At 66.8% G+C, this 14,962-nt stretch carries 17 protein-coding genes; 3 read left to right on the top strand and 14 right to left on the bottom strand.

Annotated features, from left to right (window positions below):
- Window positions 1–6: 6 nt before the first annotated feature.
- Window positions 7–1,104: a branched-chain amino acid aminotransferase gene (locus ACWKSV_RS02085; protein ID WP_076715660.1), complete on the bottom strand. Its 1,098-nt coding sequence runs from the start codon at window positions 1,102–1,104 to the stop codon at window positions 7–9.
- 57 nt (window positions 1,105–1,161) lie between these two features.
- Here ACWKSV_RS02085 and ACWKSV_RS02080 point away from each other — a divergent pair, with 57 nt between their 5' ends.
- On the top strand, window positions 1,162–1,659 hold the full coding sequence (locus ACWKSV_RS02080) for a MarR family transcriptional regulator (protein WP_056439560.1): 498 nt from the start codon (window positions 1,162–1,164) through the stop codon (window positions 1,657–1,659).
- A gap of 218 nt (window positions 1,660–1,877) precedes the next feature.
- On the opposite strand, the gene ACWKSV_RS02075 is transcribed toward ACWKSV_RS02080, so the two are convergent.
- The 5 genes from ACWKSV_RS02075 to ACWKSV_RS02055 all read right to left on the bottom strand — a co-directional run bounded on the left by ACWKSV_RS02075 (window position 1,878) and on the right by ACWKSV_RS02055 (window position 4,996).
- On the bottom strand, window positions 1,878–2,633 hold the full coding sequence (locus tag ACWKSV_RS02075) for a pyrroline-5-carboxylate reductase family protein (RefSeq protein ID WP_076718051.1): 756 nt from the start codon (window positions 2,631–2,633) through the stop codon (window positions 1,878–1,880).
- A 41-nt stretch (window positions 2,634–2,674) separates the two neighbouring features.
- On the bottom strand, window positions 2,675–3,178 hold the full coding sequence (locus tag ACWKSV_RS02070; protein ID WP_483666873.1) for a type III secretion system chaperone family protein: 504 nt from the start codon (window positions 3,176–3,178) through the stop codon (window positions 2,675–2,677).
- A gap of 138 nt (window positions 3,179–3,316) precedes the next feature.
- Window positions 3,317–3,598, bottom strand: a complete 282-nt coding sequence (locus ACWKSV_RS02065; protein WP_076715659.1) for an accessory factor UbiK family protein — start codon at window positions 3,596–3,598, stop codon at window positions 3,317–3,319.
- A 21-nt stretch (window positions 3,599–3,619) separates the two neighbouring features.
- Window positions 3,620–4,189: a TspO/MBR family protein gene (locus tag ACWKSV_RS02060; protein ID WP_240456313.1), complete on the bottom strand. Its 570-nt coding sequence runs from the start codon at window positions 4,187–4,189 to the stop codon at window positions 3,620–3,622.
- A 72-nt stretch (window positions 4,190–4,261) separates the two neighbouring features.
- On the bottom strand, window positions 4,262–4,996 hold the full coding sequence (locus tag ACWKSV_RS02055) for a TlyA family RNA methyltransferase (RefSeq protein WP_083706609.1): 735 nt from the start codon (window positions 4,994–4,996) through the stop codon (window positions 4,262–4,264).
- A gap of 137 nt (window positions 4,997–5,133) precedes the next feature.
- On the opposite strand from ACWKSV_RS02055, the gene ACWKSV_RS02050 reads away from it, so the two are divergent.
- Window positions 5,134–5,814, top strand: coding sequence for an RBBP9/YdeN family alpha/beta hydrolase (locus tag ACWKSV_RS02050; RefSeq protein WP_076715657.1), 681 nt, complete (start codon window positions 5,134–5,136; stop codon window positions 5,812–5,814).
- A 256-nt stretch (window positions 5,815–6,070) separates the two neighbouring features.
- On the opposite strand, the gene ACWKSV_RS02045 is transcribed toward ACWKSV_RS02050, so the two are convergent.
- Together ACWKSV_RS02045 and dxs are read right to left on the bottom strand one after the other, a co-directional pair.
- Complete coding sequence (locus ACWKSV_RS02045; protein ID WP_156884229.1) at window positions 6,071–6,238, bottom strand: hypothetical protein; 168 nt, start codon at window positions 6,236–6,238, stop codon at window positions 6,071–6,073.
- Window positions 6,235–8,160, bottom strand: a complete 1,926-nt coding sequence (gene dxs / locus ACWKSV_RS02040) for a 1-deoxy-D-xylulose-5-phosphate synthase (RefSeq protein ID WP_076715656.1) — start codon at window positions 8,158–8,160, stop codon at window positions 6,235–6,237. The genes ACWKSV_RS02045 and dxs overlap by 4 nt, the downstream gene beginning before the upstream one ends.
- Before the next feature lie 94 nt (window positions 8,161–8,254).
- Here dxs and ACWKSV_RS02035 point away from each other — a divergent pair, with 94 nt between their 5' ends.
- Window positions 8,255–8,785, top strand: coding sequence for a GNAT family N-acetyltransferase (locus ACWKSV_RS02035; protein ID WP_076715654.1), 531 nt, complete (start codon window positions 8,255–8,257; stop codon window positions 8,783–8,785).
- Here ACWKSV_RS02035 and ACWKSV_RS02030 read toward each other — a convergent pair.
- The 6 genes from ACWKSV_RS02030 to ACWKSV_RS02005 all read right to left on the bottom strand — a co-directional run bounded on the left by ACWKSV_RS02030 (window position 8,782) and on the right by ACWKSV_RS02005 (window position 14,725).
- Window positions 8,782–9,492 (bottom strand): hypothetical protein, encoded by a 711-nt coding sequence (locus ACWKSV_RS02030; RefSeq protein WP_191864861.1) that lies wholly within the window; start codon window positions 9,490–9,492, stop codon window positions 8,782–8,784. The genes ACWKSV_RS02035 and ACWKSV_RS02030 overlap by 4 nt on opposite strands.
- A gap of 114 nt (window positions 9,493–9,606) precedes the next feature.
- On the bottom strand, window positions 9,607–9,918 hold the full coding sequence (locus ACWKSV_RS02025) for a hypothetical protein (RefSeq protein WP_056439582.1): 312 nt from the start codon (window positions 9,916–9,918) through the stop codon (window positions 9,607–9,609).
- 156 nt (window positions 9,919–10,074) lie between these two features.
- The gene (locus tag ACWKSV_RS02020; protein WP_076715653.1) at window positions 10,075–10,668 is read right to left on the bottom strand and encodes a hypothetical protein; all 594 of its coding nucleotides are present in this window, start codon (window positions 10,666–10,668) and stop codon (window positions 10,075–10,077) included.
- A gap of 123 nt (window positions 10,669–10,791) precedes the next feature.
- Window positions 10,792–12,603 (bottom strand): DUF885 domain-containing protein, encoded by a 1,812-nt coding sequence (locus ACWKSV_RS02015; protein WP_076715651.1) that lies wholly within the window; start codon window positions 12,601–12,603, stop codon window positions 10,792–10,794.
- A gap of 80 nt (window positions 12,604–12,683) precedes the next feature.
- Entirely contained in the window at window positions 12,684–14,300 is a 1,617-nt protein-coding gene (locus ACWKSV_RS02010; protein ID WP_076715650.1) for a DUF5597 domain-containing protein, read from the bottom strand.
- 83 nt (window positions 14,301–14,383) lie between these two features.
- A complete protein-coding gene (locus tag ACWKSV_RS02005) occupies window positions 14,384–14,725 on the bottom strand; it encodes a hypothetical protein (protein WP_338469018.1) in 342 nt (113 codons plus the stop codon).
- Between the last annotated feature and the right edge of the window lie 237 nt (window positions 14,726–14,962).

Genomic DNA, 14,962 nt, shown 5'->3' with positions numbered 1-14,962 from the left:
GAAATGTCAGCCCAGGCGGCGCATCCAGCCATGGGGGTCGGGGGCCTGGCCGCGCTGGATCGCGACAAGCTGTTCGCGAAGGCGGGTGGTCAGCTGGCCGGGGCCGCCGCTGCCGATGGTAAAGCGGCCCGCGGGCTCGGCGACGCTGCCGATCGGGGTGACGACGGCCGCCGTGCCGCAGGCGAACGCCTCGACCAGACGGCCGCTGGCGGCGTCGGCGCGCCACTGGTCGATGGCGTAGAGCTCCTCGCGCACGGTCAGCCCCTGCGCGCGCGCGATGGTCAGGATCGAATCGCGGGTGATGCCGGGCAGGATCGTGCCGGTCAGCGGCGGCGTCACCAGGCTGCCGTCGTCGAACACGAAGAAGACGTTCATGCCGCCCAGTTCCTCGACCCAGCGGCGCTCGACCGCGTCGAGGAAGACCACCTGGTCGCAACCGTTCGCGATCGCTTCCTTCTGGGCGAGCAGGCTGGCGGCATAATTGCCGCCGCACTTGGCTGCGCCCGTCCCGCCGGGGGCCGCGCGCGTATAGCCCTGGCTTACCCAGATCGACACGGCGGGCGCGCCGCCCTTGAAGTACGCGCCCACCGACGAGGCGATGACCATGTAGAGATATTCGGCCGAGGGCTTCACGCCCAGGAACACCTCGCTGGCGAACATGAAGGGGCGGAGGTACAACGCGCCGCCATCCTGTTCGGGGATCCAGTTGCGCTCGATCTCGACCAGCCGTTCGACGGACTCCAGGAACAGCGTCTCGGGCAGCTCGGGCATCGCCATGCGCCGCGCCGAATCCTGGAAGCGGCGGGCATTCGCCTCGGGCCGGAACAACGCGGTGCCGCCATCGGCCAGGCGATAGGCCTTCATGCCCTCGAAGATTTCCTGCGCATAGTGCAGGACCGAAGCGGCCGGATCGACCTGAAGCGGCGCACGCGCGGTGATCTGCGCGTCATGCCAGCCCTTGTCGTCGCTATAGCGGATCAGGGCCATGTGATCGGTGAACACGCGCCCGAAGCCCGGATCTACCAGACGCGCCGCCCGCTCGCTCGCCGCGACGGGAGTCGCGGACGGATCGAAACGAAACGTAAGGGCTTGGGGCGCTTCCATGGTCATCTCTCTGTTTTGGGTTGCCGTGGCCTAGGGCGTGTGAGTAGACGGGTCAACATGGCTGCCTCTAACCAGTCCGCATCGGCACAGTTTCTCCGCGAACCAGAACTCCGCAGGGGTATGGAATTGCTGTATTTCGGCAATAGCCATCTCGTGCGCTCGATCGATCGCGGTCTTGCCGCGCAGGGGTTGGGCCGTGCCCATCACCGCGCTCTTTATTTCATGGCACGCAAGCCCGACATGACGGTCAGCGAGCTGTTGTCGCTGCTGGCGATCACCAAGCAATCGCTGGGCCGCGTGCTCAACGAACTGGCGAGCCGCGACCTCATCGAGACGCGCCCCGGCGATCGCGACCGTCGGCAAAGGCTGCTCCGGCTGACCCCGACGGGGGCGGCGATGGAGGCCGAGTTGTTCGACGCGCTGCGCGAAAAGCTGTCCAAGGCCTATGCGCGCGCGGGTCAGCAGGCGGTGACGGGGTTCTGGACGGTGCTGGAGGGGTTCATTCCGGAGAATGAACGCGCCCGGATCGAGGATCTGCGTTCCAACGACGGCTGATTTTCTATTCGCGCGATGACGCGACGGCCCGAAGAAAAAGAGTTTTGCGCGCGGAGGCGCAAAGGACGCGGAGTTGTGACGAGCGCAACTCCAGCATGCTTCTGTCGCTATCGATGGCAGGAACAAGATTGCCTTTGGCAATCCCCCTCGGCGTCCTCTGCGCCTCTGCGCGAACCCCTATCTTCTTTGTGCCTTCGCGGCTTCGCGCGAATTTGAAATCAGCGGCGCGCGGCGGCGGCCATTTCGCGGTTGCGGCGTTCCGAGGCCGTCAGCGTTTCGGCCATAAGCCGCTTGAGCGCGTCATCCGCGTCCAGCACGTTCAGCCCTTCGCGGGTTGAACCGCCTGGGCTGGCCACACGATCCGCCAGCACAGCGGGCGGGGCATCGGCCCCCATCGCCATGGCCCCTGCCCCGTCGACGGTGGCCAGCGCCAATTGCTGCGCCAGTTCGGGGGAGAGCCCCAGCCCGGCCCCGGCCTGCGCCAGGGCGTCGATGAAGCGGAACACGAAGGCAGGCCCGCAGCCCGCCAGCGCGGTCACGGCATCGAACCGACCCTCATCCTCCACCCAGGGGGCGAGGCCGAGCGGTCGAGCGAGCGCTTCGGCGGCATCGCGCACGGCGGCGTCGGTGGAGCGGGTATACAGCGCGGTCACCCCCTGCCCGATCGCGACGGGAAGGTTGGGCATCATCCGCACCACCGCACCCGCCGGAATATGGCTGGCCAGCGTCTGTTCCTCGACCCCCGCCAGGATCGACAGCAGAATGGCCGGGTTCAGATGCGCCAGCGTCGGCGCGATGTCGCCCAGTTGCTGGGGCTTGAACCCCAGCATCAGGATCGCAGGCGTCTCGTCGGCCGGCAATGCCGTCAGCGAGCGCACGCCCTCGGGCGCGCGCGTGCCGCTGCGCGTGATGACGGTTACCTGCGCGGGATCAAGCCCTTCGGACAACCAGCGGCGCAGCATCGCGCCCGCCATGTTGCCGCACCCGACCAGCCAGATCGGCCCGACGGGAAACGTCACGCTTCGCCCTGGGTTTCGATCAGCGCGGCGGCCAGTGCCTCGCGCGGGGTCTTGCCGCCCCACAGAACGAACTGGAAGACCGGGTAGAAACGTTCGCACTCCTCGATCGCCGACTCGACCAGCAATTCGGCGGCGGAGAGCGAAATGGTCCCGTCCTCGCCGCCATCGACCATCGCGGCGTGGCGATAGAGCAGGATGCCGCTGTTCGACCACAGCTCGAAATGGCCGATCCACAGCTGTTCGTTGACCAGCGCCAGCGCCTCATAGATGCTGGAGCGGCGGTCGTCGGTCACCTTGATGTCGGGGAACGCCAGGAATTGCAGCACGCTGTCGTCGTCGCGCCACAGGGCGCGAAGTTCATAGCTGGCCCAACTGCCCTTGACCGTCGCGACGATTTCCTCGTCGTGGCGCTCATGTTCCCATCCATGCGCGGCGAAATAGGCCTCCAGCATGTCGATGGGGGCCGATTCTTCGGCTTCATGATCGGTCGATTCAAGCATCAGAGGCCCTTGCGAACAAACCCGGACCAGCGCAGGTTGCACTGCGCAAGGCCGGGCCGCAAGCCGCCGGGTGCCGAAAACTGTGGATAGCTGCCTGGCCGGTCGGGCCGGACAGCATCCGTTCCGGAATCGGGCCGGTCAGGATTCCACCCCGGCGATCGTGCCGCCCGTCGTGCCGTTCAGCCGCGCTTCCAGCGCGTCCAGACGTGCCTTCAGCGCATCCGCTTCGTCCCGCGCAGCGACGGCCATCGCCTTGGCGACCTCAAATTCCTCGCGGCTGACAAAGTCCAGACCACCGATCCATTCGCGCGCGCGTGTCCGGGCGCTCGCCTCGGCTTCGCGGCCCATGCCCGCCACGGTGCCCGCCAGGCCGTTCATCACCTTGGCGAAATCGTCGAACAGCTTGTTGTCGGCCTGCATATCAAATTCCCAAAAATCGTTTCACAGCATTTGGGAGGTCTGCGCCCCCGGCACAAGCCTTTCCGCATCCGGATTGAGCTGGTCGATGCGCCAGTTGAGCACGCCCGCGAAGGACAGCCAGACCAGATAGGGCACCATCAGCCACGCCGCGCCCTTGCGAATGCGCGAAAAGGCGACCGTGGTGGCGATCGCCAGGAACAGGATGGCGATGATGACGAACAGGGCCAGCCGCACCTTGTGCGCACCGAAGAACAACGGCGTCCAGGACAGGTTGAGCAGGAACTGCGCCGCGAACAGGCCGATCGCCACCCCTCGTCCGTTCGCGCCGCGAGCATGGACGATCATCGCCAGCGCCAGACCGATCATGATGTAGAGCGTCGTCCACACCACCGGAAACACCCAACCCGGCGGGTTCAGTTCGGGCTTGGTGAGCGCCATGTACCAGCCATTCTCGCTGCCCGACGGCACCACCCGGCCCGAAGCGAAGCCGAGCAGCAGGATCAGCGGAACGATCACGACCGCCCAGCGGAGGAATGACATGCGCAACTGGCCCTTCGACGCGATCGTGCCCACTCGTCCCTCTTTCGCCATGATGTCTGTCGATCTGCCCCAGGGTCGGGGCACAGTAAACGGAAAGCTCAACGCCAATCAGACCTTACCCGTTCAATTTCGGGATGCGGCCACCAAAAACTCGACATTCCCCTCCGGGCCGGTGATCGGGCTCCGGGTGACGCCTTCGACCTGCCAGCCGCTCTCGGTCAGCCACGCGACGACCTGATCGCAGACCCGCTGGTGGACGGCGGGATCACGGACCACCCCGCCCTTGCCGACCTCTTCGCGCCCCGCCTCGAACTGCGGCTTGATCAGTGCGAGCAGGCGTGCGCCGGGCTTGGCGAAGCTCAGCGGCCGTTCCAGCACCTTGGCCAGCCCGATGAAGCTGGCGTCACACACGATGATATCGACCGGTTCGGGAATATGCGCCTCGGTCAGAATGCGGGCGCTGGTCTGTTCATGGACGATGACGCGCGGGTCCTGGCGCAGCGACCAGGCGAGCTGGTTGGTACCACTGTCGACCGCATAGACACGCGCGGCGCCCTTTTGCAGCAGCACATCGGTAAAGCCGCCGGTCGAGCTGCCGACATCGATCGCGACCGCGTCAGTCACGTCCCAGCCGAAATGCTCCAGCCCATGCGCCAGCTTGATCCCGCCACGCGACACCCAGGGATGATCGCGCCCGCGCACGTCGAGCACGGCGTCCTCGGCCAGTTGCTGGCCGGGCTTGGCGATCTTTGTCTCGCCGGAAAAAACAAGGCCCGCCATCACCAGCGCCTGCGCGCGAGACCGGGATTCCACGAGTCCGCGATCCACGAGCATCTGGTCGACACGCTGCTTGGCCATCGCCCGCCCCTACAAGCCGCCTCGGTCCGTCGCAAGCCGTCATCCACCGGACGCATCGTCTATTGCCTATTAGATTGGTAGGAATATCTTCCATGGCAGGATCGGGAGTCGACCCGGCCCTATCGAGGAGATGCCATATGGGTTCGTTCGCATCCTATGAGGCCCGCAAGCCTACGGTCCTCACCGTCCCCGGTCTCGGCGGCTCGGGCCGCTCGCACTGGCAGTCCCTATGGGAAGAGGCGCGACCCGATACGATCCGCGTCGAACTGGGCATGTGGTCGACCCCGCATCGCAATGCCTGGGTCACGCGGCTGGACCAGGCGATCCGGCAGGCGCAGGCGCCGGTGATCCTGGCGGCGCACTCGCTGGGCTGTCTGGCGGTCGCCTGGTGGGCGGAATTGTCGCCGCAGCCCTATGGCTGGCCGGTCGCGGGCGCCCTGCTGGTCGCGCCCGCCGATGTCGACCGCACCGACGCGCCCGAGGCTCTGAAGGGCTTTGCGCCCTCACCGCGCACGCCACTGCCCTTCCCCTCGATCCTCGTCGCCAGCCAGGACGATCCGTGGATCACGATCGACCGCGCGCACAGCCTGGCGGTCGATTGGGGCAGCCATTTCGTCGATGCCGGGCATCAGGGGCATATCAACGCCGCCAGCGGCCTGGGCTGGTGGCAGGAAGGGCAGGAACTGCTCGGCCGGGTGATCGCGGCGAGCGGCATGGACCGGCCGTCATCGTCAGGGCCCCTGTCGCCCAGCGAAGCGCGGGCGGTGCTGGCGGTGAATGCGACCGACGCGGCGCAGGCGCATTATCTGGGGCGGTGATTTTTTTGCCCCGTCCAGCCTGAGGGAGGTCGAAGGCCCATGGGATTGCCTCTCCTCCTGCGGTTCCCCGGCGAAGGCCGGGGCCCAGTTTCGATGAAGATGAGAGGGAGTAGAAACGACGCGTAGGAGGCAGCCACCGGTGGCGATCGCATCCCACGCCTATTCACCCCGCCTTTGCAACCGCGCAGCAACTGGGCCCCGGCCTTCGCCGGGGAACAGATAATGTTTGGGGTGGGGGTGTTGCCTTCGTCTTTGCTCAGACGGAACGGGGGTTCTGGTCGGACTCGATCGCGTCACGCTCGGCCTCGGCCTTCGCCGCCGCCGTGGCCTGCTTCATCCGCCGCCACATCCGCACGTTCAGCCCGACCATCATGACCACCGCCAGCGTCGTGAAGACGATGACGGCGGTCCAGCCACGGATCACGCCCGCGCGCCTTCCGTAACGTTGGCGCTGTTATGGCGCAGCGCCTTCAGCACCGTCTCGACGATCGCATCGGCATCGAGACCGGCCTGCGCATATTGCACCTCGGGTTTGTCCTGATCCTGGAAGATGTCGGGCAGACGCATCGTGCGCAGCTTGAGGCCGCCGTCGATCAGCCCTTCGTCCGACGCCATGGTCAGGACATGGGCGCCCAGACCGCCGATTGCGTTCTCCTCGATCGTGACCGCCACCTCATGCGTGGTCAGCATCCGCCGGATCAGCGCCTCGTCCAGCGGCTTGGCGAAGCGCAGGTCGGCGACCGAAGTCGACAGCCCCTTGGCCTCCAGCGTGTCGGCGGCGCGCAGCGCCTCGGCCAAGCGGGTGCCGAGCGAGAGGATCGCGACCTTCTTGCCCTCGCGCACGACGCGGCCCTTACCGATCTCCAGCCGTTGCGGCGTCTCGGGCAGCGCGACGCCGACACCGTTGCCGCGCGGATAACGCACCGCGATCGGGCCGCTGTCGTGGTTGACGCAGGTATGGACCATATGGACCAGCTCCGCCTCGTCGGCGGCGGCCATCACGACCATGTTGGGCAGGCTGGCCAGATAGGTGACGTCGAACGAGCCCGCATGGGTCGCCCCGTCCGCCCCGACCAGACCGGCGCGGTCGATCGCGAAGCGGACCGGCAGGTTCTGAATCGCGACGTCATGGACCACCTGGTCATACGCGCGCTGGAGGAAGGTAGAATAGATGGCGCAGAAGGGCCGCATCCCCTGCGCCGCCAGACCGGCGGCGAAGGTCACGGCATGCTGCTCGGCGATACCGACGTCGAAGAAACGCTCCGGATGCGCATTCGCGAACCGGTCCAGACCGGTGCCCGAGGGCATGGCGGCGGTGATGGCGCAGATGCGCGGATCGCTGTCGGCTTCCTTGGCGAGCGTCTCACCGAAGACATTCTGATAAGCGGGCGGTCCCGGCGGCGCCTTGGCCTGGGCGCCGGTGATCACGTCGAACTTCTGGACGCCGTGATATTTGTCCGCCGCCGCCTCGGCCGGGGCATAGCCCTTGCCCTTCTTGGTGACGACATGGATCAGGATCGGCCCCTGCTCGGCGTCGCGGACATTCTCCAGCACCGGGATCAGATGGTCGAGATTGTGACCGTCGATCGGGCCGACATAATAAAAGCCCAATTCCTCGAACAGCGTGCCGCCCATGGTCATGCCGCGCGCGAACTCGTCGGTCTTCTGCGCCGCCTTCTGGATCGGGCGCGGGAAGCGTTTGGCGAGCTTCTTGAGCACGTCGCGCACGCCCAGGAACTCGCGGCTCGACACCATGCGCGAGAGGTAGGCCGACAGGCCGCCGACCGGCGGGGCGATCGACATGTCGTTGTCGTTCAGGATCACGACCAGGCGATTGCCCGCCTGCTCGGCATTGTTCATCGCCTCATAGGCCATGCCCGCCGACATCGCGCCGTCGCCGATCACGGCGATGCCCTTGCCCGGCGTGCCCGCCAGCTTGTTGGCGACCGCAAAGCCGAGCGCCGCCGAGATCGAGGTCGAACTGTGCGCCGCGCCGAACGGGTCGTATTCGCTTTCCGACCGCTTGGTGAAGCCCGACAGGCCACCGCCCTGGCGGATGGTGCGGATACGCTCGCGCCGCCCGGTCAGGATCTTGTGCGGATAGCATTGATGACCAACGTCCCAGATCAGCCGGTCGTCGGGCGTGTTGAAGACATAATGGAGGGCGACGGTCAGCTCGACGACGCCCAGCCCCGAGCCCAGATGGCCGCCGGTGGTGCCGACGGCCGAGATCGTCTCGGTCCGCAATTCGTCGGCGAGTTGCCGCAACTGCTCAGGGGCCAGGCGACGAAGGTCGTCGGGGGTGTGCACCGTGTCGAGCAGCGGGGTCTGAGGAATGTCTGCCATTTGACCGGCTTATCGCAGCTAAACGGTGGTGTCGATTGCAACTGTTCACCCCATCGTCATTGACGGACCGGAATAATTGCCCCGAAAAGGTGCGATGTTTACCTTTCGCTGGGCCGACGCCGCCGACATTCCTGCCATCGCCGTGCTGATGAATCGCGCGATTTCAGTGCTGCAAAAGGGCTTTCTCTCCCCCGCCGAGATCGCGGCCAGCCGTTCGGTCATGGGACTGGATACGCAACTGATCGCCGACGGCACCTATTTGCTGGCCGAGCGGGACGGGCGGCTGGCGGGCTGTGGCGGATGGAGTGCGCGGGCCACGCTCTATGGTGGCGACCATAGCCACGCCCTGCGCGACGCGGCGATGCTCGACCCGGCCAGCGACCCCGCCCGCATCCGGGCCATGTATGTCGACCCGGATTTCGCCCGACAGGGGCTGGGCCGCGCCATCCTCGCGCGATGCGAGGCGGCGGCGCGGGCGGCGGGCTTCACGTCCGCCGAGATGATGGCCACGCTGGCGGGCGAACCGCTCTACCGCGCCTGCGGCTATGCTCCGATCGAGGCGATCCGGTCCGCCCCGGTCGAGGGCGTGCAGGTTCCGCTGATCCGCATGGGCAAGCCGCTTTAACCGGGTGCTTGCGTCCTCAGACGGGGAAAGACTTGGTCGATCGGCTTGGTGTCGGGCAGGATATAGACATAGCCCCCCTTGCGGCGGAATGTCGGCCGCAACTGCCGGGTATAGAAAGCCTGGGGCACGTTGATGCAGCCGAATGTGATGCGGTTGTCGTCCGGTGTCGGCGACAGCATCCGTTCGCGGCGTTTCTCGCGTGCACCCGCATCCTTGGGGATCGGGTGCAGCGCCACCGAGGTCGCATAATCCACCCACAACACCCGCTCGCCCGCCACCGGCAGCCCGAACTTGGCGAGATAGCGCCCGGCGGGCGTGGTCTTCTCGGCGGGACCGAGCGAGGCCAGCGTCTTGGTGCCCACTCCCGGACTCGCCTCGTCGCCCGGCATGATGCCGATCAGGACCGGCACCGCCGCCTGCTGCGTGCCGTCGGGCGCGAAGAGGAACAGGGTCGCGTTGACCTTGTCGACCACCGCCCAGGGCAGGCCGCGATTGTCATGCGCGCCGGACACCCATGCGATCACGCGCTGCGCCTCAGGAGACGGGGTCAAGACCGGCTCGGGCGCGGCAACCGGCGCGGGCTTTGGCTTCGCCTTCGATTTGGACGGGGTCTTGCGGGCGGCCTTGGGCGGCTGGGCGGTGCGCGCATCGGCGACTGCGGGGGCCAGCAGGGCGAAACCCGCCAGTGACAGGATCAGGGACTTCATCGGGGCAGGCATGTCATCGGTGCGGCATACTCAGGCAAAATGCCGGCCCCTCCCCCGGCGCGGGGAAGAGACCGGCACGTCATTCAGCGGATATCGTCGCTCAGGCCGCTGCCATCAATGGCGCGGACGACGGGCCGGCTTCTGCTCCTGCACGGTCAGGCGCTGTTCGACGCCATCGACACGGCCGCCGAGCTGGTCCAGCCGCTGGCCGTTCTGCTGCGCCTGGCCCGAAGCGGCCTGCGCCTCGGCCAGCGCCTGCTTGGCCGTACCATCGGTTTGCTGGAGCCGCGATTCGAGCGAGTCTACACGCTGGCTTACCGGGGCGATCTGTTCGCGCACGAAGGACTTCGTCGCGCAACCACCAAGACTGACGGCACCCGCCAGCGTCACGACAGCGAGGAGGGATTTGGACGCGTAAGCAGACATAACAGTTCTTTCAGTCGTTAACCAACCGCAACAACGAAGCCGAGTGGAAAAAGTTCGACAATCCTGTTTCTGTTCGACCGTGCCGGTTTTTCGACCAAGCGTTTACTGCTACACTATTTGCAACAAGCCCTATTGTGTTAAGATGCCGTTCAGGGTTCAGCGTTTGCGTGACGCCGCCTTGGCGAACGGATCGCGGGGAATGCCGTCCGCCGCATCTCCCGAACGGGTCGTCTTGGCCAGCGGGGCCTTCCGCGCCGTGACGCAATCGCGCAGCGCGGCGATGGCCGCGCCGCTGCCCGCCAGCGACAGGCGCTCGACCGGCACGTCACCGCGCGCGATGTTCAGCGTCTGCGACCGGGCGAGATAGGTCGGGAACGGCTTTTCGAAGCTGGTGACGAAACCCTGCTGGTCGTCGGACGCCAGCCCGACCGCGAAATGCTTCCGATAGCTGCCCCCCGTCAGCGTGAAGTCGAGCGCCAGCCGCTCCTTCGGCTTGATCGACCAATTGGCGTTCAGCACCGTCAGATGGTTCGACCCGTCACGGTCGAGCCCCAGTAACAGCGTCGTGTCGCCCGGCCGGTGATAGATACGCGTCAGGAAACATCCGTCCCCATCCTCGCTGACCGCCAGCGTCCAGTCGCCGATCTTGCGCGGCAGGCCGTCCTTGTCGGCGGCGTTCGCACCGGTCGACGATAACGCGACCGTTAAGCCGAGCAGCGATAGAGCGGACAGACGATGTGAAAGCTTCATAGACTTCTTCCTCCGCCGTCGACCCTATCCGCCCCACCCGCCATTGGCCAAGCCTCAGGTCTGTAAGGGAATGCGCCATACCTTCCCTCGCCCCTCGCAGAGGGGAGAGGGTTGATTAGAGCGTTACGCCATCCGCTCGCGCACTACCCGTTCCAGCACGTCGAGCGGCATCGCGCCCAGCGTCAGGACGCGGTGAAAGGCCTTGGGGTCCCATTTCACGCCCGCCTTGGCCTTGGCTTCGTCGCGCAGCCGGGTCCAGACGGTGTGCCCGATCTTGTAGCTGCACGCCTGCCCCGGCCAGACGGTATAGCGGTCGATCTCCCCCTGGCTGCGGCCACGCGCGATGCCGGTGGTGGCGATCAGATAGTCGGTCGCCTTCTCGCGGCTCCAGCGCTTGGCGTGCATCCCCGAATCGACGACGAGCCGGGTGGCACGGAACAGCAAGGATTGCAGATAGCCCACCTGCCCCAGCGGATTGCCCTCATACATCCCCATCTCGTCGGCCAGTTGTTCGGAGTAGAGCGCCCAGCCCTCCGAATAACCCGAATAGAAGCCGCGCCTGCGGATCAGCGGAATGTCCTGGCTCTCCAGCGCGGACATGACCTGCAGGTGATGGCCCGGCACCGCCTCATGATAGGTCAGCGTCGCCAGCCCGAATTTGGGCCGGTCGAACGTATCGCGCAGGTTGATGAAGTAGATGGCGGGTCGCGACCCGTCGAGCGACGCCGATTGGTAATAGCCACCGGGCGCGCCCGCCTGGATCGCCTCGGGCACGCGGCGGATTTCGACCGGCGCCTTGGGCAGGACGGCGAACTGTTCGGGCAGGCGCCGGGTCATGGCGGCGACCTGTGCGCGCAACTGCTCCAGCAGCGCTTCACGCCCCGGATCGGTGTTGGGAAACAGCTGATCCGGCCGCTTGTTGAGCGCGACCAGCCGCTCGCCGACGCTGCCCTGCGCCATGCCTTGCGCCTTCAGGATGGTGTCGATCCTCGCCCCGATCTCCGCCACCTGCGCCAGTCCGAGCCGGTGAATCTCGTCGCCGGTCATCTCGGTCGTCGTCGCAGCGGCCGCTGCGGCGGTATAATAGGCCTCGCCGTCCGGCAGCCGCCAGACGCCCGCGTCATGGACCGCTCGGCCGCGCAATTCGGTGACGAGCGCGCGTTGCCGGTCGAGGGCGGGGAAGACCCGCTCGGTTATCAGCCGCGCAACCGCCTGCGCGCGGTCGGGCGGCAGGTTGGCGGCCTTCAGCTTGGCGGCGAGATCGACCGCCGGGCCCGTTCCTTCGGCGGGCTTATCGCGGACTGATGCCAGCTGTTTCAGCGTGGTGTCGAGAATATAGTCGGGTGCGAAGACGCCCCTGCCCGCATCCTCGCGCTGGCGCTCGGTCTCGGCATCGATCGCCGGACCGAACGCCGCGACCCGCGCGACATAGGCGTCGGCATCGGCGGCGTTGGTGACGCGGTGCTGGTTGCCCAGGAAATCGGGCACGTCCCGGTAAGCTCCCGACAGCTGGCTGAGCACATAGGGGGCATAGCGGCCCGCGCTCGCCCCATAGGAAAAGCGCTCGCCCGCGATCATTCGGTCGAGGCTGTAGGCCAGGATGTCGTAATCCAGTCGCGCCCCCTCGCCCAGCGCATCGCGCGGGATGGTGGCGAGTTGCGCACGTTCCTGCTTGGCGCGCGCGAACTGGCGCATCTCGCCCGCCCGCGACGCATCGCTCAACCGCGCCTTCAGGCCAGCGCGCGGGCCGGTGTCGAGGCCCAGCGAGGTCGCCTGCTCCGGACTGTCGTCCAGCCGCGCATAGAAGAAACGGTCGAGCATCGCCCGCAACTCGGCATCACGCGGTCCCGTCCCTCGGGAAACCTTGGCCCAGGACGGCGTGGCGGCGGCCGCCGCGACGAGGCTGGCGGAGGCGAGGAACTGGCGACGCTGCATGAACACTCCCGGATCGTTTCTGGCTTGGCGGATCAGGCTAAGCCGTTGATCCGGGAGTGCAAAGCGATTTGTCCGCGTCCCTAGCGATAGCGTCCCATCACGACCTTCAGTACGACCGGCCGGTCGATCAGGTTGATGCCGTAATCGGTCTGGTCGCCGTTCCACAGCCGGTCCATCACCCAGTGCCCCTCGGCGAAATGCCCCTCCTCGACCCGGACGATCATGGCCTTGGGATCGGGGGTCGCGGGCTCGAAGCGGACGCGGACATGGTCGCCGGTCATCAGATACTCGTCGCGCGACAGCTGGACGACCGCCATGCCGCCGACCGGCTCGGCCTTCCATGGCGCGGGTTCGGACTTGAGCCAGCTCCAGCTTTTCTCGCCGAACTGCCACTGGCCGAACTCCGCCCGGATGCGCCAGTCGCCCAGCACCGCCTCCCGGTCGCTGCCGTCATCGGGCTTGGCGGTGCCCCAGCTCGGATGTTCGAACGCCGCCTTCGCCCAGTCGCGCATCACGCCGCCCAGCGCCGCATAGGGCCCGGCAAAGGCATCCAGCGTGGCGTTGTCGAGCGCCCTGGCCCCCAGGGGATAGTTGAAGAATCCGGTGTCATCCATGCCGAACGGCGCAAAGCCGATCGCGCCGTGACCCAGCGCCTCGTAGAAATAACGCGCGAACTCGCGGGCATTGCCGATCTCGGGCACCAGCAGCGGATTGTCGGGCCGGGCATAGGCTTTCATGTAAGCGGTCACATTGGCGCTCGCCCGGTCGTAAATATCGGGCGCTTCCGCATCGATCGAGGGCGCGGCGACCTTCCAGATGTCGAGCACGTCCTGCTGCGGCCCGCCGCTCGCCACGCCGTCGGGATCGGGCACGTTGGACGGCCCCGCCAGCGCCGCGTTGACGTACATGGGCAGCGGCTTCACCGCCTTGCCCGCCGCGACGATCTCTTCGATGTAGCGCGCCGTATACCAGGTGTTGAACGCACGGTCGGCCTGCGCCCCGAACACCGCCGCCCAGGTACCGCTTGGCTTGCCGAGCCTGCGGGTCAGCGGCTCCGGGACCGCTCCGTCGAACAGCGTCTGCGCCGCCGCCGAATAGTCGCGCGGGTTGCGATAGCTGCCGACCTCATTCTCGGGCTGGACCATGATGACCGTGTTCTGCGGGTCATGCTCCCTGAGGTACGTCATCAGCCGGACGAAGGCGCGCTTGTCCGCCTCCAGCGTGGTGCGCGCCATCGGGGTCAGCGCATAATGATCCTGCCCTGCCTTCGTCTTCATCCGGGGAAAGCGGCGATTGTCGAGCTTGACCCAGTCGGGCGTGTAGCCGGGCGAGGTGTTCTTCCATGTCGCGAACCACAGCAGGACGACACGCTTGTCATGCGCGCGCGCCTGATCGAGCAGGGTCTGGACGAAGCCGAAGTCGAAACGCCCCTCCTCCGGCTCGATCTGTTGCCAGGCGACGGGGATTTCGATCGTATTGGCGTGGATGCGGTCTAGCACCGGCCAGACCAGCGGCAGGGCGGCGACATAGTTGCTGGAGTTGTTGACCTGCGCACCCAGCATCAGGAAGGGACGGCCATCGACCATCAGCGCGTGGCGGCCATCCTTGCTGACGATCTGTGGCACTGGCGTCGTCTGCGCTACCAGCGGGCCGGCCAGCCCCAGCGCCAAGACGGCGAAGCCCTTTGCCAGGCGCATCACATCCTCCCCTTTTTCGCGATCGTTCGGCTCAGGCTGTGCAACGGACGGCGCGCTCGATCAACGCCTATCGGACGGGCGTTTCAAGCGGCCAGCCCGCGATCCGCCGACGCCATGTCGGGCGGACACGGCATCGGCGCGGCCAGCCGATAGTCCTCCGCCAGCCGGGTGATGTCCATGACGGTGAAGTCGCGGTCATAGCGCCCCACATCCTCTTCCTCCTGCTCGCGCCAGTCGCCGATATCCGCCATGCGGACCGGCCGAGACGCAACCAGTCCGACCCAATGGGCCAGCAGCACGTCCAGCTCGCGCAGGCCGTTCGCCGTAACCCGCGCCCGGACGTGGCGATGCCGGTTCGACAAGGCCGACGCCTCCACCGCCCACAGCGGCGCGATCCGCCTCTCCAGCACATCGATGCCGGTCATCAGCGCGTGATGGGCCCGGTCCCGCTCCGTTGCGTTGCCCGGCAGCCGGACGATCAACGGGGCACGCCCTCAAGACGGGACAAATAGTGCATCCGGGCGGCTCCGTCGCGACAAGCGGGAGCACAAGGGTCTCTCAGCCGCCAGCGCTTGCGGTCGTCAAACCGGCGATGCGCGGTGCTACCACGCCCGACATATGGCGTCTTCGACTTTCTCGCGCACCCGTTACGTTCCGGTGGC

It is taken from the genome of Sphingomonas sp. SphC10 (assembly GCF_057004845.1).
The sequence above is the reverse complement of the archived record's forward strand: the minus strand, read 5'-3'. Positions and strand labels throughout refer to the sequence as shown.

Excerpts from the sequence above, each read along its gene's own strand:
- ACWKSV_RS02005 (WP_338469018.1), bottom strand. The coding sequence starts at position 14,725 with ATGACCGGCATCGATGTGCTGGAGAGGCGGATCGCGCCGCTGTGGGCG.
- ACWKSV_RS02035 (WP_076715654.1), top strand. The coding sequence starts at position 8,255 with ATGTTTACCTTTCGCTGGGCCGACGCCGCCGACATTCCTGCCATCGCC.
- ACWKSV_RS02085 (WP_076715660.1), bottom strand. The coding sequence starts at position 1,104 with ATGGAAGCGCCCCAAGCCCTTACGTTTCGTTTCGATCCGTCCGCGACT.
- ACWKSV_RS02055 (WP_083706609.1), bottom strand. The coding sequence starts at position 4,996 with ATGGCCAAGCAGCGTGTCGACCAGATGCTCGTGGATCGCGGACTCGTG.
- ACWKSV_RS02060 (WP_240456313.1), bottom strand. The coding sequence starts at position 4,189 with ATGGCGAAAGAGGGACGAGTGGGCACGATCGCGTCGAAGGGCCAGTTG.
- ACWKSV_RS02020 (WP_076715653.1), bottom strand. The coding sequence starts at position 10,668 with ATGAAGCTTTCACATCGTCTGTCCGCTCTATCGCTGCTCGGCTTAACG.
- ACWKSV_RS02070 (WP_483666873.1), bottom strand. The coding sequence starts at position 3,178 with ATGCTTGAATCGACCGATCATGAAGCCGAAGAATCGGCCCCCATCGAC.
- ACWKSV_RS02030 (WP_191864861.1), bottom strand. The coding sequence starts at position 9,492 with ATGAAGTCCCTGATCCTGTCACTGGCGGGTTTCGCCCTGCTGGCCCCC.
- ACWKSV_RS02065 (WP_076715659.1), bottom strand. The coding sequence starts at position 3,598 with ATGCAGGCCGACAACAAGCTGTTCGACGATTTCGCCAAGGTGATGAAC.
- ACWKSV_RS02075 (WP_076718051.1), bottom strand. The coding sequence starts at position 2,633 with ATGGCGGGCGCGATGCTGCGCCGCTGGTTGTCCGAAGGGCTTGATCCC.
- ACWKSV_RS02015 (WP_076715651.1), bottom strand. The coding sequence starts at position 12,603 with ATGCAGCGTCGCCAGTTCCTCGCCTCCGCCAGCCTCGTCGCGGCGGCC.
- ACWKSV_RS02050 (WP_076715657.1), top strand. The coding sequence starts at position 5,134 with ATGGGTTCGTTCGCATCCTATGAGGCCCGCAAGCCTACGGTCCTCACC.
- ACWKSV_RS02080 (WP_056439560.1), top strand. The coding sequence starts at position 1,162 with ATGGCTGCCTCTAACCAGTCCGCATCGGCACAGTTTCTCCGCGAACCA.
- ACWKSV_RS02025 (WP_056439582.1), bottom strand. The coding sequence starts at position 9,918 with ATGTCTGCTTACGCGTCCAAATCCCTCCTCGCTGTCGTGACGCTGGCG.
- ACWKSV_RS02010 (WP_076715650.1), bottom strand. The coding sequence starts at position 14,300 with ATGCGCCTGGCAAAGGGCTTCGCCGTCTTGGCGCTGGGGCTGGCCGGC.
- dxs (WP_076715656.1), bottom strand. The coding sequence starts at position 8,160 with ATGGCAGACATTCCTCAGACCCCGCTGCTCGACACGGTGCACACCCCC.